Source organism: Pseudomonas sp. xss_4, from assembly GCF_043104125.1.
GTDB lineage: Bacteria > Pseudomonadota > Gammaproteobacteria > Pseudomonadales > Pseudomonadaceae > Aquipseudomonas > Aquipseudomonas parafulva_B.
Map to the genome: position 1 here is coordinate 44,341 of NZ_JBICKJ010000073.1, position 21,197 is coordinate 65,537.

At 62.8% G+C, this 21,197-nt stretch carries 16 protein-coding genes and 1 pseudogene; 8 read left to right on the top strand and 9 right to left on the bottom strand.

What is annotated here, in order from left to right; translation table 11 throughout:
• The first annotated feature begins 16 nt into the window (after positions 1 to 16).
• The 3 genes from ACF8GB_RS16435 (at position 17) to ACF8GB_RS16445 (ending at position 6,541) form a co-directional block, all read left to right on the top strand.
• Complete coding sequence (locus ACF8GB_RS16435) at positions 17 to 877, top strand: glycine betaine ABC transporter substrate-binding protein (RefSeq protein ID WP_058604193.1); 861 nt, start codon at positions 17 to 19, stop codon at positions 875 to 877.
• Between the two features lie 405 nt (positions 878 to 1,282).
• Positions 1,283 to 5,188 (top strand): ATP-dependent RNA helicase HrpA, encoded by a 3,906-nt coding sequence (hrpA, locus tag ACF8GB_RS16440; protein WP_392527333.1) that lies wholly within the window; start codon positions 1,283 to 1,285, stop codon positions 5,186 to 5,188.
• A 231-nt stretch (positions 5,189 to 5,419) separates the two neighbouring features.
• A complete protein-coding gene (locus ACF8GB_RS16445; RefSeq protein WP_058638040.1) occupies positions 5,420 to 6,541 on the top strand; it encodes a beta-ketoacyl-ACP synthase III in 1,122 nt (373 codons plus the stop codon).
• A gap of 75 nt (positions 6,542 to 6,616) precedes the next feature.
• Here the strand turns inward: ACF8GB_RS16445 and ACF8GB_RS16450 are convergent, their stop codons facing one another.
• The gene (locus ACF8GB_RS16450; RefSeq protein ID WP_058604196.1) at positions 6,617 to 7,864 is read right to left on the bottom strand and encodes a putative porin; all 1,248 of its coding nucleotides are present in this window, start codon (positions 7,862 to 7,864) and stop codon (positions 6,617 to 6,619) included.
• A 229-nt stretch (positions 7,865 to 8,093) separates the two neighbouring features.
• Here ACF8GB_RS16450 and ACF8GB_RS16455 point away from each other — a divergent pair, with 229 nt between their 5' ends.
• Positions 8,094 to 9,248: a GNAT family N-acetyltransferase gene (locus tag ACF8GB_RS16455; protein ID WP_153010288.1), complete on the top strand. Its 1,155-nt coding sequence runs from the start codon at positions 8,094 to 8,096 to the stop codon at positions 9,246 to 9,248.
• Here the strand turns inward: ACF8GB_RS16455 and ACF8GB_RS16460 are convergent.
• From ACF8GB_RS16460 to ACF8GB_RS16475, 4 genes and pseudogenes are all read right to left on the bottom strand, one after another.
• Positions 9,247 to 9,699: pseudogene (locus tag ACF8GB_RS16460) on the bottom strand (transposase); the annotation flags it as partial. The gene ACF8GB_RS16455 and the pseudogene ACF8GB_RS16460 overlap by 2 nt on opposite strands.
• A gap of 167 nt (positions 9,700 to 9,866) precedes the next feature.
• Positions 9,867 to 11,699, bottom strand: a complete 1,833-nt coding sequence (locus ACF8GB_RS16465; protein WP_058638042.1) for an ABC transporter ATP-binding protein — start codon at positions 11,697 to 11,699, stop codon at positions 9,867 to 9,869.
• Positions 11,700 to 11,760: 61 nt separating this feature from the next.
• The gene (locus ACF8GB_RS16470) at positions 11,761 to 12,318 is read right to left on the bottom strand and encodes a peptidylprolyl isomerase (protein WP_196186404.1); all 558 of its coding nucleotides are present in this window, start codon (positions 12,316 to 12,318) and stop codon (positions 11,761 to 11,763) included.
• Between the two features lie 238 nt (positions 12,319 to 12,556).
• Positions 12,557 to 13,480: a LysR family transcriptional regulator gene (locus ACF8GB_RS16475; RefSeq protein ID WP_058604199.1), complete on the bottom strand. Its 924-nt coding sequence runs from the start codon at positions 13,478 to 13,480 to the stop codon at positions 12,557 to 12,559.
• A gap of 49 nt (positions 13,481 to 13,529) precedes the next feature.
• Here ACF8GB_RS16475 and ACF8GB_RS16480 point away from each other — a divergent pair, with 49 nt between their 5' ends.
• Together ACF8GB_RS16480 and ACF8GB_RS16485 are read left to right on the top strand one after the other, a co-directional pair.
• The gene (locus tag ACF8GB_RS16480) at positions 13,530 to 13,844 is read left to right on the top strand and encodes a hypothetical protein (RefSeq protein ID WP_058604200.1); all 315 of its coding nucleotides are present in this window, start codon (positions 13,530 to 13,532) and stop codon (positions 13,842 to 13,844) included.
• Between the two features lie 103 nt (positions 13,845 to 13,947).
• Entirely contained in the window at positions 13,948 to 14,547 is a 600-nt protein-coding gene (locus tag ACF8GB_RS16485) for an FMN-dependent NADH-azoreductase (RefSeq protein WP_058604201.1), read from the top strand.
• 74 nt (positions 14,548 to 14,621) lie between these two features.
• Here the strand turns inward: ACF8GB_RS16485 and ACF8GB_RS16490 are convergent, their stop codons facing one another.
• Together ACF8GB_RS16490 and moaA are read right to left on the bottom strand one after the other, a co-directional pair.
• Positions 14,622 to 15,521: a bestrophin family protein gene (locus ACF8GB_RS16490; RefSeq protein WP_197844503.1), complete on the bottom strand. Its 900-nt coding sequence runs from the start codon at positions 15,519 to 15,521 to the stop codon at positions 14,622 to 14,624.
• Between the two features lie 20 nt (positions 15,522 to 15,541).
• On the bottom strand, positions 15,542 to 16,546 hold the full coding sequence (gene moaA / locus ACF8GB_RS16495) for a GTP 3',8-cyclase MoaA (protein ID WP_197844504.1): 1,005 nt from the start codon (positions 16,544 to 16,546) through the stop codon (positions 15,542 to 15,544).
• A 227-nt stretch (positions 16,547 to 16,773) separates the two neighbouring features.
• Between moaA and ACF8GB_RS16500 the strand changes: the two genes are divergently transcribed.
• A complete protein-coding gene (locus tag ACF8GB_RS16500) occupies positions 16,774 to 19,104 on the top strand; it encodes an FdhF/YdeP family oxidoreductase (RefSeq protein WP_058638047.1) in 2,331 nt (776 codons plus the stop codon).
• A 38-nt stretch (positions 19,105 to 19,142) separates the two neighbouring features.
• On the opposite strand, the gene ACF8GB_RS16505 is transcribed toward ACF8GB_RS16500, so the two are convergent.
• Positions 19,143 to 19,604, bottom strand: a complete 462-nt coding sequence (locus ACF8GB_RS16505; protein ID WP_023534914.1) for an Lrp/AsnC family transcriptional regulator — start codon at positions 19,602 to 19,604, stop codon at positions 19,143 to 19,145.
• Positions 19,605 to 19,708: 104 nt separating this feature from the next.
• Between ACF8GB_RS16505 and ACF8GB_RS16510 the strand changes: the two genes are divergently transcribed.
• Positions 19,709 to 20,875, top strand: coding sequence for a PLP-dependent aspartate aminotransferase family protein (locus ACF8GB_RS16510; RefSeq protein WP_197844506.1), 1,167 nt, complete (start codon positions 19,709 to 19,711; stop codon positions 20,873 to 20,875).
• Positions 20,876 to 20,962: 87 nt separating this feature from the next.
• On the opposite strand, the gene ACF8GB_RS16515 is transcribed toward ACF8GB_RS16510, so the two are convergent.
• On the bottom strand, positions 20,963 to 21,196 hold the full coding sequence (locus ACF8GB_RS16515; RefSeq protein WP_058604205.1) for a YdcH family protein: 234 nt from the start codon (positions 21,194 to 21,196) through the stop codon (positions 20,963 to 20,965).
• Between the last annotated feature and the right edge of the window lies 1 nt (position 21,197).

The window sequence follows — 21,197 nt, forward strand, 5'->3', positions numbered from 1 at the left end:
ACGAGGGAATGCTTTGATGGCTACTTCAACAAAAATGCGTCGTTTCCTGGGCGTGGGTACCGCCCTGGCACTGGCCTTGAGCGGCGCACAGGCCATGGCCAAAGAAGTCAGCATTGGTTACGTGGATGGGTGGGCAGACAGTGTGGCTACCACCAACGTGGCCGCCGAGGTGATCAAGCAGAAGCTTGGCTACGATGTGAAGCTGCAAGCCGTGGCCACGGGCATCATGTGGCAGGGCGTGGCCACCGGTAAGCTCGATGCCATGCTGTCGGCATGGCTGCCGGTGACCCATGGTGAGTACTGGGCCAAGAACAAGGACAACGTGGTCGACTACGGCGCTAACTTCAAGGATGCCAAGATTGGCCTGATCGTGCCTGAGTACGTCAAGGCGGTGAGCATCGCTGACCTGAAGACCGATTCCTCGTTCAAGCAGAAAATCGTCGGCATCGATGCGGGTTCCGGTGTCATGATCAAGACCGATCAGGCGATCAAGGACTACGACCTGACCGGCTACAAGCTGCAGGCAAGTTCCGGTGCTGCGATGACCGCCGAGCTGGGCCGTGCCTACGCCAAGCAGCAGTCCATCGCCGTGACTGGCTGGGTCCCGCACTGGATGTTCGCCAAATGGAAACTCAAGTTCCTTGAAGACCCCAAAGGCGTGTATGGCGCTGCTGAGACCGTCAACAGCATCGGTAGCAAGGAGCTGGCCACCAAGGCCCCGGAAGTGGCCGAGTTCCTGAAGAAGTTCAGCTGGCAGTCCAAGGATGAGATCGGCGAGGTGATGCTGGCTATCCAGGAAGGCGCCAAGCCCGAGGCGGCCGCCAAGGACTGGGTGGCCAAGCACCCAGAGCGAGTGAAGGAGTGGACGGGCAAGTAAATTGCCTGTGCGGTGATCCCTGCAATGAAGCCGTTCGAGCCTTAAGCGTTCGAGCGGTTTTGTTCAGGGGTCGGCTCACCCGGCCAACGTGATGAAAATGAGGGCCTGCCTGACGACAGGCCGCTACCGGCCCGCACACAACAACACTGAAACGCTCGCCGCGACGGGCGCAAAGCGGTTCAGGCGACCTCAGCCAGTTCGCAAATCCCTGCCCCCACCCAAGTCGCCGTCCATCACCTGCGCACCCGCCAGCTCCAGCCCCGCCGAGAGAAACTGAACCCTCAAACCGACCCGCCAGCCCAACCTTTCAAGCACCCCCAGCAAGCAATAACCAAATCTGCGACAATCACACCTCTTTCGAATGCCGATTACACCGCAGGCCCACCTGCATCACCGAAAAGCCCAATGACTGACCACGCCATCGACAAACTGCTGCAAAACCTCGACCACGCCATGATCGCCGACCGCCACCGCCTGCGGCGCCAGTTGCATGAACTGCGCAAGCGCCCCGACGAGGCAAAGCTGGCGCAGTGGGCAGAGCGGGTGCAGGCGTCCTGCGCCCAGGTCACCGCCCGCCAGCAGAGCGTGCCATTGGTGCGCTACGACGACAGCCTGCCCATCGCCGCCAAGCGCGACGAGATCAAAAAAGCCCTGGCCGAACACCAGGTGCTGGTCATCGCCGGCGAAACCGGCTCGGGCAAGACCACCCAGTTACCCAAGATCTGCCTGGAACTGGGCCGCGGCAGCCATGGCCTGATCGCCCACACCCAGCCACGCCGGATCGCCGCGCGCAGTGTCGCCGCCCGGGTGGCTGAGGAACTGGGCACTCCGCTGGGCGGCCTGGTGGGTTATCAAGTGCGCTTCGAAGACCAGAGCGATGCCAACACACTGGTCAAACTCATGACCGACGGCATCCTGCTGGCCGAAACCCAGCACGACCGCTTCCTGGAACGCTACGACACCATCATCGTCGACGAAGCCCACGAACGCAGCCTGAACATCGACTTCCTGCTCGGCTACCTCAAGACCCTGTTGCACCGGCGGCCCGACCTCAAGCTCATCATCACCTCGGCCACCATCGACCTGGAGCGGTTTTCCAAGCATTTCGACAATGCGCCCATCATCGAGGTGTCCGGCCGTACCTTCCCCGTGGAAACCTGGTATCGCCCGCTGATCAGCGAACAGGACGAGGAAGGCAACCCGATCGAGGACGACCTCACCGTCGATCAGGCTATCCTTGCCACCCTCGACGAATTGGCCCAGCACGAGCGCGGCCAGGGCAAGGGCCCGGGCGATGTGCTGATCTTCCTGCCCGGTGAGCGCGAAATTCGCGACGCCGCCGAGATTCTGCGCAAGGCGCAGTTGCGCCATACCGAAATCTTGCCCTTGTACGCGCGCCTGTCGCCGGCCGAGCAGCAGCGGATCTTCCAGCCCCATGCCGGGCGGCGCGTGGTGCTGGCCACCAACGTGGCCGAAACATCGCTGACGGTCCCCGGCATCCGCTATGTGATCGATACCGGCACGGCGCGCATCAGCCGCTACAGCTACCGCGCCAAGGTGCAGCGCCTGCCCATCGAAGCCGTGTCCCAGGCCAGCGCCAACCAGCGCAAGGGCCGCTGTGGACGGGTGGAGCCGGGCATCTGCGTGCGTCTGTACAGCGAAGAAGACTTCAACAGCCGACCGGCTTTCACCGACCCCGAGATCCTGCGCACCAACCTGGCGGCCGTCATCCTGCAAATGCTACACCTGCGCCTGGGGGCCATCGACGCGTTCCCCTTCATCGAACCGCCAGACGGCAAGGCGATCAGCGACGGCTTCAACCTGCTGCAAGAGCTCTCGGCGGTCAACCGTGAAAATCAGCTGACCCCGGTCGGGCGTCAGCTGGCTCGGCTGCCCATCGACCCGCGCCTGGGCCGCATGCTGCTCGAAGGCGCGCGCCTGGGCAGCCTGCAGGAAGTGCTGATCGTCACCAGCGCCTTGTCGGTGCAGGACCCACGCGAACGCCCCCCTGAGCGCCAGCAGGCCGCCGACCAGGCCCACGCGCAATGGAAGGACGTGGATTCGGACTTCGCCGCACTGGTCAACCTGTGGCGAGGTTTCGAGGAACAGCGCCAGGCGTTGACGGCCAACCCCTTGCGCAACTGGTGCCGCAAGCATTTCCTCAATTACCTGCGCCTGCGTGAGTGGCGCGACGCCCATCGCCAGTTGGCGCTGATCTGCCGCGAGCTGCAACTGACGGTCAACAAGGAACCGTGCGACTACCCCAAGCTGCACAAAGCCGTGCTCAGCGGCCTGCTCAGCCAGATCGGCCACAAGACCGAAGACGGCGATTACCAGGGCGCACGGCAGCGCAGGTTCTGGGTGCACCCGTCATCGGGTATCGGGCGCAAGCGCCCGCAGTGGGTCATGGCAGCCGAGCTGGTGGAAACCACCAAGCTCTATGCCCGCGTGGTCGCGCGTATCGAGCCGGACTGGATCGAGCCACTGGCCGGCCACCTGATCAAGAAGAACCACTTCGAGCCCCATTGGGAGAAGAAGCGCGGGCAGGTCGTGGCCTATGAGCAGATCACCCTGTATGGGTTGATCCTGGTCGGCCGCAGGCCGGTGCATTTTGGCCCCATCGACCCGGCCACCTCCCGCGAGCTGTTTATTCGTGAGGCCCTGGTGGGTGGTGAGATCCAGTCGCGGGCCAAGTGCCTGACGGCCAACAAGCGCCTGCTCGAAGCGCTCGACGCCCTCGAGGCCAAGGCCCGCCGTCGCGACATCCTGGCCGACGAAGAAACGCTCTATGCGTTCTACGAAGCGCGCCTGCCGGCCGAGATCCACCAGACGGCCACTTTCGACAGCTGGTACCGCATGGGCAGCCAGAAAGACCCCAACCTGCTGATCATGCGCGAGGAAGACGTGCTGGCACGCGAGGCCAGCGAGGTGACTGCCGCGCAGTACCCCGACAGCTTGCAGGTGGGCGAACTGCGCCTGCCCTTGACCTACCACTTCGAGCCCAATCACCCCCGTGACGGTGTGACCGTTCGGGTGCCGGCACCCCTGTTGCCGAGCCTGCCAGGCGAGCGCCTGGAGTGGCTGGTGCCCGGCCTGCTCGAAGCCAAGTGCGTGGCGCTGGTTCGCAACTTGCCCAAGGCCCTGCGCAAGAACTTCGTGCCGGTGCCGGACTTCGTCAAGGCTGCCTTGGCCCGCATGACCTTCGGCCAAGGCGCGTTGCCCCAGGCCCTGGGCCATGAACTGCTGCGCATGACCGGTGCGCGGGTGCCCGACGAGGCCTGGGACGAATCGGTCAGCCTGGTCGAAGGCCACCTGCGCATGAACATCGAAGTGGTCGACGGGCAGGGCAAATTCCTGGGCGAAGGGCGTGACCTGGCGGAGCTGACCGCGCGGTTCGCCGCCGCCAGCCAGGCAGCGCTGGCAGTGCCACGCGATGCCAAAAGCGAGCAGCCGGTGCAGGCCAAGGCCTTCAGCGAAGTGAAACCCACGGCGCAGCAAAAGATCGCGGGGCTGTCGATGACGGTTTACCCGGCCTTGGTCGAGGACAATGGCACGGTGCGTGAAGGCCGCTTCTCGACCCAGGCCGAAGCCGACTTCCAGCACCGCCGCGCCTTGCAGCGCCTGCTGCTGCAACAGCTGGCCGAGCCGGCCAAGTTCCTGCGTGGCAAGCTGCCTGGGCTGACCGAACTGGGGCTGCTGTACCGCGACATGGGCCGGGCCGACGCGCTGGTCGAAGACATTCTGCTGGCCAGCCTGGACAGTTGCATTCTCGACGGTGAGCCGGTGCTGCCCCGTGAAGGCGCGGCCCTGGCGGCGCTGGCCGAACGCAAGCGGGGCAGCTGGGCCGAGCATGCCGAGCGCCTGGCGCGGCAGACCCTCGAGGTGCTGAAGCTGTGGCACGGGTTGCAGAAACGCTTCAAGGGCAAGATCGACCTGAGCCAGGCCGTGGCCCTGAACGATATCAAACAGCAGTTGGGCAACCTGGTGTACCCGGGCTTTGTGCGTGAAACGCCGGCGCTGTGGTTCAAGGAGCTGCCACGCTACCTCAAGGCCATCGAGCTGCGCCTGGAGAAGCTGGGTTCGCAGGTGCAGAAGGACCGGGTATGGAGTGGCGAACTGGCCAACTTGTGGGCGCAGTACAAGGCCCGTGCCGACAAGCATGCCCAGGAAGGCAAGCGCGACGAGCAGCTGGCCCTGTACCGCTGGTGGCTGGAGGAATACCGCGTGTCGCTGTTCGCCCAGCAGCTGGGCACCAAGGTGCCGATTTCCGATAAGCGATTGAGCAAGCAGTGGAGCCAGGTGGAAGGCTAAACTCACACAGTTGTGGCACTATTGAGACAATTTCGGGCCGCTTGGCGGCCCACTGCGCACAGCCCTGCTTCGCCTGCATGCTCACCGCCTACAGGGTGATGGCATCCATGAGGTGGGCTACCGTCAAGCGTGGGCTCTGCCCTCGTCGCAAAGTTAGTACTAAAGTGCCACTAAATCAGTGTATTTCCAGCCAGCGCCGGGTGGCGATGGCCCAAGAACAGAGGAACGACCGTGCATAATGTCGTGATCAGCGGCACCGGCCTGTACACCCCGGCCCAGAGCATCTCCAACGAAGAACTCGTAGCCTCCTTCAACACCTGGTCGCAGCAGTTCAACCAGGACAACGCCCAGGCCATCGAGCGTGGCGAGGTCGAAGCCGCACCGCTGTCCGATGCGGCGTTCATCGAAAAGGCCTCGGGTATCAAGAGCCGCTTCGTCATGGACAAGGCCGGCATCCTCGACCCGCAGCGCATGAAACCGCGCCTGCCAGAGCGCTCCAACGACGAGCCGTCGGTGCTGTGCGAAATGGCCGTGGCGGCGGCGCGCCAGGCGCTGGAGCGCGCTGGCCGCAGCGCTGCCGACGTGGACGGGGTCATCGTCGCCTGTTCCAACTTGCAGCGCCCTTACCCGGCCATTGCCATCGAAGTGCAGCAGGCGCTGGGCATCCAGGGGTTTGCCTTCGACATGAACGTGGCGTGTTCGTCCGCCACCTTCGGCATCCAGACCGCCGCCAACAGCGTGGCGCTGGGGCAGGCGCGGGCCGTGCTCATGGTCAACCCTGAAGTGTGCACCGGCCACCTGAACTTCCGCGACCGTGACAGCCACTTCATCTTTGGCGATGCGGCGACCGCGGTACTGCTCGAACGCGCCGATCACGCCACATCGGCGCACCAGTTCGACGTGGTCAGCAGCAAGCTGTGGACCGAGTTCTCCAATAACATCCGCAACAACTTCGGCTTCCTCAACCGCGCGGCGGAGGAGGGCGAAGGCGCCGCAGACAAGCTGTTCATCCAGGAAGGCCGCAAGGTGTTCCGCGAGGTGTGCCCGAAAGTGGCGGAGCTGGTGGGCGAGCATTTGCAGGAAAACGGCCTTCAGCCCAGCGATGTGGCGCGCTTCTGGCTGCACCAGGCCAACCTCAGCATGAACCACCTGATCGTCAAGAAGCTGCTGGGGCGTGAAGTGAGTGAACAGGAAGCGCCGGTGATCCTGGACCGCTACGCCAACACCAGCTCGGCAGGCTCGATCATTGCCTTGCACCTGTATCAGGATGACCTGCCACAAGGGGCGCTGGGTGTGCTCAGCTCGTTTGGCGCGGGGTATTCGATCGGCAGCGTGATTTTGCGCAAACGCTAAGCCGGCAAGGCTGGCGATGGCCGCCTAAAAGCGCAAACGGCCGGATGGGGACGGCCGTTTGCGCAGTGGCGGTGCTTAGAACTTGGCTTCCAGGTCTACCTGCAGCGTATCCACATCGGCGTTGCTGTTGGGCAGGTTGGAGTAGTCGGTCTTGGCCATCATATAGGCCGCACCGAGTGCGAAGTTCTTGTCGATCTCGTAGCCAACCTTGAACTTGTGACCGCGCGAGCCGGTGAAACCGTTGCCAAAGTCCGAGTCGGTAAACAGGCTCACGACGCCATTGCGCTGCACGTCGCGGTAGTTGTAGTCCAGGCTCCAGGCCCCGATCTTACTCTTCAGACCCGCCAGCCAGGCCTTGTCCTGCCCATCGGTGCTCTCGGTGTTCTTCACGAATTGGCCATAGGCCGACAGCGGGATGGCAAAGCCGGTGAAGTCCACCTGGCCAAAGCCTTCGACCAGGTTGAATTCGTTGGTGGTGTTGCCCAGCGAGCGCAGCGCGGCCGACGACTTGTCGTTATCGTAGCCGTACACGCTGCCGCCCACCGTGACCTTGACGGTGTCGGCTGCGTTGAACTTGGTCCCCAACTGCGCCGCGTAGAGCTGTGCATCGTGCTTGAACTGCACGCCGTCGCCGTCGACGTTGTCCTTGAGGTTGTAGTGGCCGATGCTGCCGAACACCTCGGCAGGGCCCAGGTTGGTCTTGTAGGTGGCGGCTACGCCTTCGGGGTTGATGTCGCTGTCCCAGATGATGTCGCCCATGCTCACCCAGGGCTGCATCATCTTGCCGCCGATCAGGTGCAGGTTCGGCACGGCGGTGGGGTGCCAGTCCAGGTAGGCCAGGTCCACCCACAACGATTTCTTCTCGAAGTAGTTGTCCAGGCTCTGGTTGGTCGAGCGCGCATCGGCGCTGCTGCCGGTGGCGACCCGCACCCCGGCGTCCACTTGCGGGTTGATCTCGCTGTAGAATCCGACACGGGCACGCACACGCTCCCGGTCCTGGTTGCCGCTGCGGGAAATCGGGTTGTCCACGTTGACGTCTTCATAACGCAGGCGCACGTCGCCTTTGATCTGAGTCTTGGCCGCCCAGGCCACTTTTTGCTCGAACGAACTCATGCGCTCGGACTGGGCCTTCTGAGCGGCCTTTTCCTTGTTTTCCTGGGCCAGGTCAGCCTGCAGCTCGCTGTATTGCGCCTGGTTGATCGAGCCATTGGCGCGGAGCATTTCGAGCAGCTTGGCGTCGACGGCCGCACTGGCCGGAGTGGTGCTCATGGCCAGCACCATGCCGGTCAGGCTTGCTCCGGTAAGTGTAGAAACAAGACGCATACGGTTCTCCCTACTGAATAAGATGGGGGACGCCGAGCGCCCGCCCCTGTGTTGGCATGTCTCCGGAAGGGCCTGAATAGACAGGTTCTGTGGTTCCGGAAAACAGGCGCAAGTATTGCGGGGGCGAGTGACAGATTAATGTCGGAATAGTGGCACTGTTGTGAAGTGAAGCCCGTCAGGCGATCGTCATTTGAGTCCGGCGCCCGGCTTGGTGATACTGGGGGCCTTGATGCCGCGAGCCGACCCTGTGACCAGTCTGTATAGCCTTGCTCATTTGCGTGATATGCCAGCCGCCACCTGGGACGCCCTGGTGCCCGAAGGCCAGCCGTTTCTCAGCCATGCCTTTCTCAGTGCGATGGAAGACAGCGGCAGTGTCGCGCGCAACAACGGGTGGGCGGCCGAACATCTGGTGCTCGAGCACGAGGGCAAGGTGCAAGCGCTGCTGCCGGGTTACCGCAAGTGGCATTCGTACGGTGAGTACGTCTTCGACCATGGTTGGGCGCACGCCTGTGAACGGGCTGGCATCGCCTACTATCCCAAGCTGCTGGGGGCCGTGCCGTTCAGCCCGGTCAGTGGCCCGCGCTTGCTGACGGCCGATGCGGCAGCCGGGCACTTGTTACTGCAGGCCTTGCCCGAGTACCTGAGCAAAGCCGGCCTGTCTGGCGCCCACATCAACTTCACCGACCCTGCGCTGGACGAACAGTTGGCGCGCCTGCCGGGCTGGATGGAGCGCCTGGGTTGCCAGTTTCACTGGCAGAACCGCGGCTACCGCGATTTCCAGGATTTTCTCGACACCCTCAGCTCCCGAAAGCGCAAGCAGATGCGCAAGGAGCGTGAGCAGGTAGCGGGGCAGGGGATTGATTTTCGCTGGTACCGGGGTGACGAACTGGACCAAGCCCAGTGGGATTTCGTCTACCTGTGTTACGCCAACACCTACGCTGTGCGCGGCCGGGCGCCTTACCTGACGCGGGAGTTCTTCAGCTTGCTGGCCGAGCGCATGCCCCACGCCCTGCGCGTGGTAATGGCGCGCCAGGCCGGGCGGGACGTGGCAATGGCGCTGAGCCTGGTAGGTGGGGACAGTCTGTTTGGCCGTTACTGGGGCTGCCTGGCCGAGTTCGATCGCCTGCATTTCGAGACGTGTTTCTATCAAGGCATGGACTTCGCCATAGCCCAAGGGCTGCAACGTTTCGATGCTGGCGCCCAGGGTGAGCACAAGTTGATTCGTGGGTTCGAGCCGGTGATCACGCGCTCGTGGCATTACCTGCTGCATCCCGGGTTGCGCACGGCGGTGGCCGATTTTCTGCTTCAGGAGCGTGAAGGGGTAATGGCGTATGCCGCCCAGGCACGGGAGATGTTGCCTTATCGCCGGGAAGAGGGCCATTGAGCCAGACACAGTCCCAATGCGGGTAATCGCTCGCTCGCGTTACCAGGCCGGCGCGGATTGGATTGGCGATGATGTAGCGAGCGACGCTGCGTACCTGTTCGTCACGGCGAAGGGCGCGGTCATGGAAGCCAGGTTGTCAGATTCGCTGGTGCTCGGCGCCTCGTGTATAAAGCGCGCAACTGCTGCGTAATTTGAATTCACGCATCAGCTCGTCGAGGCTGCAGGGGCCTAGCGCGATTAGCCAGTGCAGGTGATCGGGCATCAGTACCCAGGCGAGGCTCTGGCACTGTCGTTGCTTAGCAGTGAGTTGCAGCTGCTGGATCACGGCCCTGGCGTAGTGCAGGTGTGTGAAAAGTGGGGTACGGTTTCGGGTGGCGGTGGTCAGTAGATATAACCGCCCGGGCTCGGAGAACCTGCCCAGACGTAAGCGGTGAGAACCTCGGCCTATCATGGCGACCTCCTTGCGTAGTCATTGCAAGGGTAGCTGGCCATTGAAGTGGGCAGAGTGAGACAGTTTTACAGCCTATGGCTTGGGGCCGCAAAGCGGCTCCGGGTTTTGAACAGGCGCGAGGTTTCATCCCCCTCCTCAAGCCTGAACCCTCAAAGCCTGGGCATCACCTAATCAACCCCCACAAACCCACCTGTCTGATGCTGCCAAAGCCGCGCATACAGCCCCCGCTGCTCCAGCAACTCAGTATGGCTACCCACCTCCACGACCCGGCCCTTGTCCAGCACCACCAGTCGGTCCATGCGGGCAATGGTGGACAGCCGGTGGGCGATGGCGATCACGGTCTTGCCCTGCATCAGCGTTTCCAGGCTCTCCTGGATCGCCGCCTCCACCTCCGAGTCCAGCGCGGACGTGGCCTCGTCCATGATCAGAATCGGCGCATTCTTCAGCAGCACACGGGCAATCGCGATGCGCTGGCGCTGGCCGCCGGACAGCTTCACTCCACGCTCACCTACATGCGCATCCAGACCGGTACGGCCCTGGGCGTCCGACAGGTGCGGGATGAACTCATCAGCCCGGGCGCGGCGCACTGCTTCCTGCAACTGGGCGTCAGTCGCATCCGGGCGGCCGTACAGCAGGTTCTCGCGGATCGAGCGGTGCAGCAACGAGGTGTCCTGGGTGATCATGCCGATCTGCGCACGCAGGCTTGCCTGGCTCACCTGCGCAATATCCTGGTCATCGATCAGAATCTGCCCACCTTGCACGTCGTACAGACGCAACAGCAAATTCACCAAGGTCGACTTCCCGGCACCAGACGGTCCGATCAGGCCGATCTTTTCCCCGGGCCGAATCGCCAGGTTCAGCCCCTCGATCACATTCCTCGCTTCACCATAGTGAAAGCGCACGTTCTCGAACCGCACGGCGCCCTGGGTAACCTTCAAGGCCGGGGCAGCAGGGCGGTCGGTGACGGTGACGGGCTGGGCTATGGTCTGCAGGCCATCCTGCACCATGCCAATGTTCTCGAAAATGCCGTTGACCACCCACATGATCCACCCCGACATGTTCACGATGCGGATGACCAGACCAGTCGCCAAGGCAATGGCCCCCACCGTGATCAGCGACTGGCTCCACAGCCACAGGGCAAGCCCGGTGGTGCCGACCACCAGCAAGCCGTTCAACGTGGTGATGACCACGTCCATGCTGGTGATCACCCGCGAAGCCAGCTGGGTTTTCTCGGTCTGCTCGCTGATGGCCTCGCGGGCGTACTGCTGTTCGTGATCGGTGTGGGCAAACAGCTTGAGCGTGGCAATGTTGGTATAGCCATCGACGATGCGGCCCATCAGCTTGGAGCGGGCATCGGACGACACCACCGAGCGCGCTTTGACGCGTGGCACGAAATACGCCAAGGCGGCAATGAAGCACACGATCCAGACCACCAGGGGCAACATCAACCGCCAATCAGCCTCGGCAAACAACACCAGCGACGTGATGGCGTAGATCAGCACATGCCATAACGCATCCACCGCCTGCACCGCCGAGTCGCGCAGCGAGTTGCCGGTCTGCATGATGCGCTGGGCGATGCGCCCGGCGAAGTCGCTTTGGAAGAAGTTCAGGCTTTGCTTGAGCACATAGCTGTGGTTCTGCCAGCGGATCATGCTGGTCATGCCTGGGTTGATGGCCTGATGCACCAGCAGGTCATGCAGCCCGAAGAACAACGGACGCAGCAACAGCACCACCACCAGCATCCAGATCAACTCGCCGCTGTGCTCGCTGAAAATACTGGCGCTGGGCGTGCCCTGGGCCAGGTCGATGATGCGGCTCAGGAAGCTGAACATGGCCACTTCGATCAACGAAGCGATCAGGCCAACCACCAGTAAAGCCAGAAAGCTTGGCCATACCTGGCGCAGATAATAGAAATAGAACGCCCACACGCCGCTGGGCGGCGCTTCGCTGGGGGCGTCACGGAAGATGTCGATCAGTTGCTCGAAACGACGGTACAGCATCAGCGTTGAAACTCCTGTTCAACCGACCGGTAATCGGGTCACGTCCCTGTGAGACCCGCGATCAATCGATGCGTTTAGCCGATTTGATGAACACAGGGTCGGCGGGCACGTCACGCATGCCTTTCTTGACAGTGGTGGGCGAATTGACGATCTGGTCGACCACTTCCATGCCTTTGGTCACCTTGCCGAACACGGCATAACCCGCGTCACGGCCTGGGTTGAGGAAATCGTTGTCGGCCACGTTGATGAAGAACTGGCTGGTGGCCGAGTTCGGGTTCGAGGTGCGGGCCATGGCCAGGGTGCCGCGGGTGTTTTGCAGACCATTGCTGGCTTCGTTGCGGATCGGAACCTTGGTCTCCTTCTGTACCATCTGCTCGGTGAAGCCGCCGCCTTGCACCATGAAGCCCGGGATTACTCGATGAAAGATGGTGTTGTTGTAGAAGCCGCTGTCCACGTACTGCAGGAAGTTCTGGGTGCTGACGGGTGCCTTCTCGGCATTGAGCTCGATTTCCACCTGGCCGAAGCTGGTGTCCAGCACAACGTGCGGCGTCTTGTCGGATGCCATGACGCTGGTGGCGAACGCGACGGAACAGGCGGTAAGCAGCAATTTTTTCAGCATGGGCGCAAAGGTCCTTCAAAGTGGAGGCGGCTGCTTTCGAGGGCCGCCGGTACGGTGGATATATCGCAATGTACAAGGAGTAATAGCGTGCCGTGAATTTTCGACGGCTGCCAGTACAGGTGGTAGGCCAGGCACAGGCGCAGCGTTTGAAATTGTGTCAGGGCCTGATCGCGAGTTTGACACCCAGCTCGGACAGCCAGCCGGGGCCCGCGTTCGCAGCCGGCCCTGGCCATCACACTTACACCTGGGCCGGGGCTGCGAAGGGCACATCCAACGGTGCCGTGTCGAAGTTGCGCAGCAGGTCGATGAGGATCTGCGTGGCCGGGCCCAGGGACTTCTCCTTGCTCGCGTAAAGATAGAACAGGGGATGGCGGCTACCGCCCTGGTCCAGCGGCAGGGGTTTGAGCACACCGTCACGCAGCTCGCGCTCGATCATGTGCCGCGGCAACCACGCAAAGCCCAGCCCGCTGCTGACGAAGGTGGCAGCCGTGCCCAGGCTGCCGACCGTCCAGCGCTGTTCGGCGCCAAGCCAGCCCACATCGCGTGGCTGCGAGCGGCCCGAATCTCGAATCACCACCTGCAACTGGCTTTCAAGGTCCTGGAAAGTCAGTTCGCGTCCCAGCCGGTGCAGGCTGTGGTCAGGGTGGGCCACGGCCACGAATTCCACGGCGCTCAACTCCGCGCCCAGGTAGCCGCCAATGTTGTAGCTGCTGATGGCAAGGTCGGCGATGCCATCGAGCATCACTTCCTCGACCCCGGACAGCACTTCCTCGCGCAGGCGCACGCGGCAGCCGCGGCTTTGCGGCATGAAGGCGGCCAGGGCACGCACCAGGCGCGCGCTGGGGTAGGCGGCATCGACCACAAGGCGCACCTCGGCTTCCCAACCCTGTTCCATGTGGTGCGCCAGGTCCTCGAGTTGGCTGGCCTGCTTGACCAGGTGCCGCGAGCGGCGCAGCAGCACACTGCCTGCCTCGGTCAGCACCGCCTTGCGGCCGTCGATGCGTAGCAACGGGACACCCAGCTGTTCCTGCATGCGCGCAACCGTGTAACTGACCGACGATTGCGAGCGGTGCAGCACCTCGGCAGCTTGGGCAAACCCGCCATGATCGACTACAGCTTGCAAGGTCCGCCATTGATCCAGCGTCACGCGTGGCGCTTTCATGTCCTGCTCCTGTTGGCCTAAGCTGCGTTCCACACAAGGAGAACGCCCCATGAAGAAATATTGTGCGGCATTGCTGCTATGCCTGCCGGTGACCGCTTTTGCCTATCCCATCGACATGGAGAAACACATGGACGGGGTGAAGGTGGACGCCACGGCCTATGACACGGCCTATGACCTGGGGGCGATTACCCTTGAGAACTACGGCCAGGTGCCCGCCGCCTGCAAGGTGACCTTTCGCAACGGCCCTGAAGCCCCGCGGGTGCGCCGGGTAAATGTACCGGCCGGCAAGCGCGCCGATGTTACCGCCAAGTTCAACCGGCAGATCATCAAGTTGCGCATCAGCGTAAAATGCGCAGTTGAATAAACTAATTAATCGATAAATCGTACCGACTATTTACGCTTTTTCATCGATAGGTCAAGCGTTAACCTTCCTCCATCGCATCTACCCCAGCCCGATGGAGGCCGTCATGTCCCATGTTCTGATCGTCGAAAGCAGTGCACGCCAGCAGGATTCGATTTCCCGCCAACTGACCCAGGACTTCACTGCGCAGTGGCGCGCCGCCCACCCGGCCGACCAGATTACGGTGCGTGACGTGGCGGCCAACCCGGTGCCGCACCTGGACGCCGACCTGCTCGGCGGCTGGATGAACCCTGAAGACCAGCGCAGTGCTGCCCAGCACCAAGCCCTGGCCCGCTCCAACGTGCTGACCGACGAGTTGCTGGCAGCCGATGTGCTGGTGTTGGCAGCGCCCATGTACAACTTCACCATCCCAAGTACCCTCAAGGCCTGGCTGGACCATGTACTGCGCGCCGGCATCACCTTCAAATACACGCCCACCGGCCCCCAGGGCCTGTTGAACGGCAAGCGTGCCATTGTACTGACCGCACGCGGCGGCATCCATGCAGGGGCTGGAAGCGACCATCAGGAACCCTACCTGCGGCAGGTGCTGGGCTTCATTGGCATTCACGACGTGACGTTCATTCATGCCGAAGGCCTGAACATGAGCGGAGATTTCCATGAAAAGGGCCTGAACCAGGCCAAGGCAAGCCTGGCTTCGGTAGCCTGACTGCCGCGAATCTCAACACGTGCACCTGTCTCAGCGATTGTGGGTGACCGCTTCCTTTGAGCTTCGCAGCGCCTTCAACTCAACACATACCCCACCGGCAACAGCGCTGGCGGTAGCGGCGTCTGCCCCAGGGCGGCCAACACATCACGCTCTACCGTTCGCACCATGGCATCGGTAGGCAGGTCGTTCTCGTCGCGGCCGAACGGGTCTTCCAACTCGTTGCCAATGGCGTCGAGCCCAAAGAAGGTATACCCAACGATGGTCGTGAACAGCGGCGCCAGCCAGCCTAGCGGTTCGGCCAGGGCGAAAGGCAGCAACAGGCAGAAGATGTAGATGGTGCGATGCAGCAGCAAGGTATAGGGGAAGGGCAACGGTGTCCCCTTGATCCGCTCGCAGGTGGCCTGAACCTCCCCAAGCCCCGCCAACCGCTGCGCCAAGAGGTTGTAGCGCCACTCGGACAGGCCCTGCTGCTCGGTCAACCGCGAACACTGCTCGCCCAGGTGCAGGAGGATGCCGTTACACACGTTGTGGGGGCTGATCGCCTCGGCATTGCCCAGCCAGGGCCGCGCGGCGGCCAGGTCGTCCTCGTCTCGCAGCCTGGCATTGAGCCCATGGGCGAACCCGCACAGGCTGCGCAGCATGTCGGCGCGCAGCGCGGCATCGGCGATCACCACGCTTTCGCGAGTGAACGACCGAATCTCGACGATCAACCTGCCCCAGGCCTTGCGCCCCTCCCACCAACGGTCATAACACGCGTTGTTGCGAAAGCTCATGAAGATCGACAGCGACAAGCCGAGCAGTGTGAACGGTGTAGCGCTGACCGGATAGAAGAATGCCGGGTAATGCCGTTCCACCAGGACGATGACTGCCGCGAGCAAGGTGACCATCAGGCAGCGCAGGGCGATCTGCTTGATGATCGACCCTTTGAGGGTGAACAGCATTCGCAGCACACCCTGGGTGGGATGAACGATCATGGCAATCCAGAGACGGCTGATCAGCCGCCGGTCATGTTCATGAAGCGCAGGATTTGAACGTCGCCGCCCACCTCGAAGTGATGGCGGTACGGCTTGAGGTGCAACGAGTCGCGAATGGCTTTTTCCAGCCGTTCAGCGTTGCCGGGATGGGCCCGCAGCACATGCTTGAGGTCGACCGAGTGCTCATTGCCCAGGCACAGCAACAAGCGACCCTCTACGGTGAGGCGTACGCGGTTGCAGGTGGCGCAGAAATTGTGGCTGTGGGGCGAAATGAACCCCACCCGGGTGTGCGGGGCATCGGCCAGGCGCCAGTACCGCGCAGGGCCCTGGGAAGACTCGGTCGACTCGATCAGGCTGAACTGCTCGGCCAGCCTTGCGAGTACCTCGTCGCTGGAGAAAAACGACTCTCCACGGGCGTGCTCGCTGATCTCCCCCAGCGGCATTTCCTCGATGAAGGTGATGTCCAGTTCGCGATCGATCGCAAAGCGCACCAGGTCGAACAGCTCATCGTCATTGCGGCCCTTCAGTACCACGCAGTTGAGCTTGGTGCGGCGAAAACCGGCTTCACGTGCCGCGTCGATGCCGGCGATTACCTGGTGCAGGTCGCCGGTACGGGTCAGTTGCTTGAAACGGTCGGCATCCAGGCTGTCGAGGCTGATGTTCAGCCGCGTCACCCCCGCATCGAAGAGCGGTTGTGCCAGGCGCCCCAACTGCGAGCCGTTGCTGGTCAGGCACAACTCGCGCAGCCCTGGCAGGGCAGCGATGCGCCCGCACAGGTCGACGATGCCCTGGCGTACCAGCGGCTCGCCCCCGGTCAGGCGAATCTTGCGGGTGCCCAGCGCCACGAAACGCTCGGCCACCTGGAACAGCTCTTCAAGGCTCAGGATCTGCTGGCGGGGCAGAAACTGCATGTCCTCGGCCATGCAGTACACGCAACGGAAGTCGCAGCGGTCTGTGACCGACATCCGTAGGTAGTCGATTTTCCGGTTGAAGCCGTCGATCAGTGCCCGGCTGCTCTGTTCCACGTATGCGCTCGAATCAGGGGGAATGGCCTCCAAGCTAGCGCCTGGCGGGCCGAGCCGTCAAATGGCTTTGGCCGACTGACCGATAAATGCTCTCTATCACTGCTCAGCTCCCGCGTTTACGGGGGTCATCGAAGGCGCTTATCACCTCGTAAGATCTTTCGATTGGACGGCTCTACACAAGGCTTCATAGGCTGGACAAAAGCCATAGCAGGGCGAGGATTTCACCCATGAGCCAGGACCCACATATCCGCGACTACAAAGGCGCCGCTGCCGGCTGGGGCGCGCTCAAGAGCGTGACCAAAAGCTGGCTGGGCAGTGACAACGCCTTCAAGAATTTGCGCGCCATGCTCAAGACCAACCAGAATGGCGGCTTCGACTGCCCCGGTTGCGCCTGGGGCGAGTCGCCGGAAAACGACACGGTCAAGTTTTGCGAGAACGGCGCCAAGGCCGTCAATTGGGAGGCCACCGGCCGCTCGGTCGATCCGGCCTTCTTTGCCCGCTACAGCGTCAGCGCCCTGGCCGATCAGACCGATTACTGGCTCGAGTTTCAGGGCCGCCTGACTCATCCCATGCGCTATGACGCGGCCACCGACCACTATGTCGAGACGAGCTGGGCAGAGGCCTTTGCGCTGATCGCCAAGCACCTGCACGCCCTGGAATCTCCCGATCAGGCCGAGTTCTATACCTCGGGCCGGGCCAGCAACGAAGCGGCCTTCCTTTATCAGTTGTTCGTGCGCGCCTATGGCACCAACAACTTCCCGGACTGCTCGAACATGTGCCACGAGGCCAGCGGCGTCGGGATGGCGCAGACCCTGGGCGTAGGCAAAGGCACCGTGGTCTTTCACGACCTGGAGCTGGCCGACGCCATCTTCGTCATTGGCCAGAACCCTGGCACCAACCACCCGCGCATGCTCGAACCGCTGCGCGAAGCCGTGAAGCGCGGTGCCCAGGTGGTATGTTTCAACCCCCTCAAGGAGCGGGGCCTTGAGCGCTTCCAGCACCCTCAGCACCCCCTGGAGATGCTCAGCAACGGCTCCGAGCCCACCAATACCGCCTACTTCCGCCCGGCACTGGGCGGGGACATGGCGGTCATGCGCGGCATCGCCAAGTACCTGCTGCAGTGGGAACGCGAAGCCAAGGCCAAGGGCGAACCTGCGGTGTTCGATCATGCGTTCATCGCCGAGCACACCAGCGGCATCGAGGCCTACCTGCAGACCTTGGATGCCACACCCTGGCCGGCCCTCGTGGCGCAGTCCGGGCTGACCCAGGCCGAGATCGAACAGGCCGCGCGCATGTACCGCAAGGCCGAACGCGTGATCATGTGCTGGGCCATGGGCGTAACCCAGCATCGTCATTCGGTGGCCATCGTCCAGGAAATCGTCAACCTGCAATTGCTGCGTGGCAATGTCGGCAAACCCGGCGCGGGGCTCTCGCCGGTGCGCGGGCACAGCAACGTGCAGGGTGACCGGACCATGGGCATCGACGAGAAGCCCAAGACCGCCTTGCTCGATGCCTTGCAAGCTCGCTTCGAGTTCCAGGTGCCGCGCACCCACGGGCACAACGCCGTACTGGCGATCAAGGCCATGGAAGAAGGTCGGGCGAAGGTGTTCATCGGCCTTGGGGGCAATTTTGCCCAGGCCACCCCAGACACCGCACGCACCCATGCCGCCCTGCGCAACTGCGCACTGACCGTGCAGATTTCCACCAAACTCAACCGCTCGCACCTGGTGACCGGTGGCGATGCCTTGATCCTGCCCTGCCTGGGCCGCACCGAAATCGACCTGCAGGCCAGCGGGCCGCAAGGTGTAACAGTCGAAGACACCTTCAGCATGGTGCACATCTCCCACGGCCAGCTACGGCCACGTTCGCCCCACATGCGCTCCGAACCCTGGATCATTGCCGGCATGGCCCAGGCCACCCTGGGCAAGCACCCCATCGATTGGGAGCACGCCGTGGCCGATTACGCCCATATCCGCAGCCTGATTGCCGACGTGATTCCAGGCTTCGAACATTTCAACGAACGCCTGCAGCAACCCGGGGGCTTCCACCTGGGTAACCACGCTGCCGACCGCACCTGGCGCACGGCCACCGGCAAGGCGCAATTCAGCCCCAATGCGCTACCCGCTGAACTGGTCAACGCCCAGGTGCTGGCCCGTGGCGACAAACCGGACCTTATCCTGCAAACCCTGCGCTCCCATGACCAGTACAACACCACCCTCTATGGCCTGGATGACCGTTACCGCGGTGTGTTCGGGCTACGCGAAGTGGTGTTCGTCAACGAGGCCGACATTCGGCGCATGGGCTTCGAGCCCGGTGAACACGTCGACCTGGTGTCGCTCTGGGACGACGGCGTCGAGCGACGGGTGTCGGGTTTTCGTCTGGTGGCCTATGACGTGCCGCAGGGGCAGGCTGCCGCCTATTACCCGGAAACCAACCCCCTGGTGCCGCTGGAAAGTTATGGTGAAGGGACCTACACCCCGACCTCCAAGTTCGTGGCGATCAAGGTCGAGAAGGCCAAGGCGGATAATCGCATTGCAGCGGCCCTGGCGACCGACTGAGCCTCAGTGTGCAACAGGGCCGCCCGTGCAAACCCGCGTCAACCGCGGTTCACTGGAAAGGCCGTGGTGTACTTCATCTGCTCCATGGCAAAGCTCGAGGTAATGTTGGACAACCCATCGGTGCTGGTAATCAGCTTCTTGTAGAACCGGTCATACGCCGCGATATCGCCTACCACCACCCGCAGCATGTAGTCCCAGTCGCCGGACATGCGGTAGCACTCCATCACCTCCTCGAACGCCGTGACCGTGGCGGCGAACTGCTCCAGCCATGCACTGTCATGGCGCTGGGTCTTGACCTGCACGAACACGGTCAGGCCCAGCCCTAGCAGGCCAGGATCCAGCAGGGCCACACGACCGACGATATAGCCTTCGTCTTCCAGGCGCTTGACCCGCTTCCAGCAAGGGGTGGTGGACAGGTTGACGGCCTCGGCCAAGGCCTTGAGCGAGAGCGCGGCATCGCGCTGCAAGAGGGTCAGAATGTGTCGGTCGAAGCTGTCCATAGAGTGCATGGGCCGTGGCGAAGAAGTTTTCACAGGGTACCCCAAGGTCAGGGCTTTTGCGTTGTGCGATAGTGGCAACCTTACCTCTGCCAACGAGCCCGACCATGTCCGACAAGCCGCGCCATTTCGCCACCCGAACCATTCATGCCGGCGAGCAGTTCGAAGTCGCCGACAATGCCATTTTTCCAGCCATCGTCACGGCCAGTTCGTTCATCAAGCGCGGCCTGGACGACACGCCGGACTACTCCTACAGCCGCGTAGGCAACCCCACCCGCCACGCCTACGAGACCTGTGTTGCAGCCCTGGAGGAAGGCGTAGGGGCGGTGGCCTGCGCGTCAGGGGTGAATGCCACGGCCACCGTGCTCGAACTGCTGCCCAAGGACGCCCATGTGGTGGTGATGAATGGTGTATACGGCGGCACCTTTCGAATTCTGGAGGACTACCGCAGCCGCACGTCCGGCCTGACCACCACGTACGTCGACCTCAACGACCTCGATGCCGTGGCTGCTGCCATCAAGCCCGAAACCCGGCTGATCTGGATCGAATCACCGACCAACCCGCTGCTGCACCTGATCGACATCAAGGCCGTCTGCGACCTTGCCCGCACCCGGGGCATCCTGACCTGCATCGACAATACCTTCTGCTCACCGTGGAACCAGCGCCCGATCACCCTGGGCGTGGACCTGGTCATGCACTCGGCCAGCAAGTACATCGGTGGCCATTCCGATCTCACCGGTGGGGTGGTGGTGGCGGCCAGCGAAGACCTGCACCGACAGCTGCGCCGCATCAGCATGGCCATCGGCGCGGTGCAAGGGCCGTTCGATTGCTACCTGGCGTTGCGCGGCCTCAAGACCCTGGACGTGCGCATGGAGCGCCAGTGTGCCAACGCGCTGGAAGTTGCCCGCAGGCTCGAAGGCCACCCGCAGGTCGAGCAGGTGTACTACCCAGGGCTGCCAAGCCATCCGCAGCATGAACTGTGCAAGCGTCAGATGCGCAGCGGCGGGGCGGTGGTTGCCATGAAGGTCAAGGGTGATCGGGCGGCGCTCAATCGGCTGGTCGAAGCGCTGCAGATTTTCGTGCTGGCCGACTCGCTGGGTGGGGTCGAAAGCATGATCAACCATTCCTGGACCATGTCCCACTGCTCCATGAGCCCCGAGCAGAAAGGGGCAATGGGCATCAGTGAGAACCTGTTGCGCCTGTCGGTGGGTATCGAGGCGGTCGCCGATCTGATCGATGACCTGGAAACGGCGCTGGGCGCTTTGGCCGGGTAATGATGGCAGGGCTGTAGCGGCGAGCGGTTCAGCGCCAGCCTGTCATGCGAAGCGATGACGGGCTGGCGCTTGCAAAGAGGCCGGTGATTATTTGGGCGGGTGGATGATGCGCTCGATCTTGTCCTTGATCAGCAGCCGCTCGCGGCGCAAGCGCGTAACGGCCTCGTCGTTGGTGCCGTTCTTCTCGGCGGCGACCACTTCCTTGTCCTTGGCGTTGTACTCCTTGTGCAAGCCATGCAGCGTCTGGTCCTTGTCAATGAGTGCCTGGAATGCGTCAGCGGTAACGTGCAAGTCAGCGAGCAGATCGTGCGGAACAGGCATT

Coding starts and splice junctions, on each gene's coding strand:
- ACF8GB_RS16435 (WP_058604193.1), top strand. CDS start 17: ATGGCTACTTCAACAAAAATGCGTCGTTTCCTGGGCGTGGGTACCGCC.
- hrpA (WP_392527333.1), top strand. CDS start 1,283: ATGACTGACCACGCCATCGACAAACTGCTGCAAAACCTCGACCACGCC.
- ACF8GB_RS16450 (WP_058604196.1), bottom strand. CDS start 7,864: ATGCGTCTTGTTTCTACACTTACCGGAGCAAGCCTGACCGGCATGGTG.
- ACF8GB_RS16455 (WP_153010288.1), top strand. CDS start 8,094: ATGCCGCGAGCCGACCCTGTGACCAGTCTGTATAGCCTTGCTCATTTG.
- ACF8GB_RS16465 (WP_058638042.1), bottom strand. CDS start 11,699: ATGCTGTACCGTCGTTTCGAGCAACTGATCGACATCTTCCGTGACGCC.
- ACF8GB_RS16470 (WP_196186404.1), bottom strand. CDS start 12,318: ATGCTGAAAAAATTGCTGCTTACCGCCTGTTCCGTCGCGTTCGCCACC.
- ACF8GB_RS16475 (WP_058604199.1), bottom strand. CDS start 13,480: ATGAAAGCGCCACGCGTGACGCTGGATCAATGGCGGACCTTGCAAGCT.
- ACF8GB_RS16480 (WP_058604200.1), top strand. CDS start 13,530: ATGAAGAAATATTGTGCGGCATTGCTGCTATGCCTGCCGGTGACCGCT.
- ACF8GB_RS16485 (WP_058604201.1), top strand. CDS start 13,948: ATGTCCCATGTTCTGATCGTCGAAAGCAGTGCACGCCAGCAGGATTCG.
- ACF8GB_RS16490 (WP_197844503.1), bottom strand. CDS start 15,521: ATGATCGTTCATCCCACCCAGGGTGTGCTGCGAATGCTGTTCACCCTC.
- ACF8GB_RS16500 (WP_058638047.1), top strand. CDS start 16,774: ATGAGCCAGGACCCACATATCCGCGACTACAAAGGCGCCGCTGCCGGC.
- ACF8GB_RS16505 (WP_023534914.1), bottom strand. CDS start 19,604: ATGGACAGCTTCGACCGACACATTCTGACCCTCTTGCAGCGCGATGCC.
- ACF8GB_RS16510 (WP_197844506.1), top strand. CDS start 19,709: ATGTCCGACAAGCCGCGCCATTTCGCCACCCGAACCATTCATGCCGGC.
- ACF8GB_RS16515 (WP_058604205.1), bottom strand. CDS start 21,196: ATGCCTGTTCCGCACGATCTGCTCGCTGACTTGCACGTTACCGCTGAC.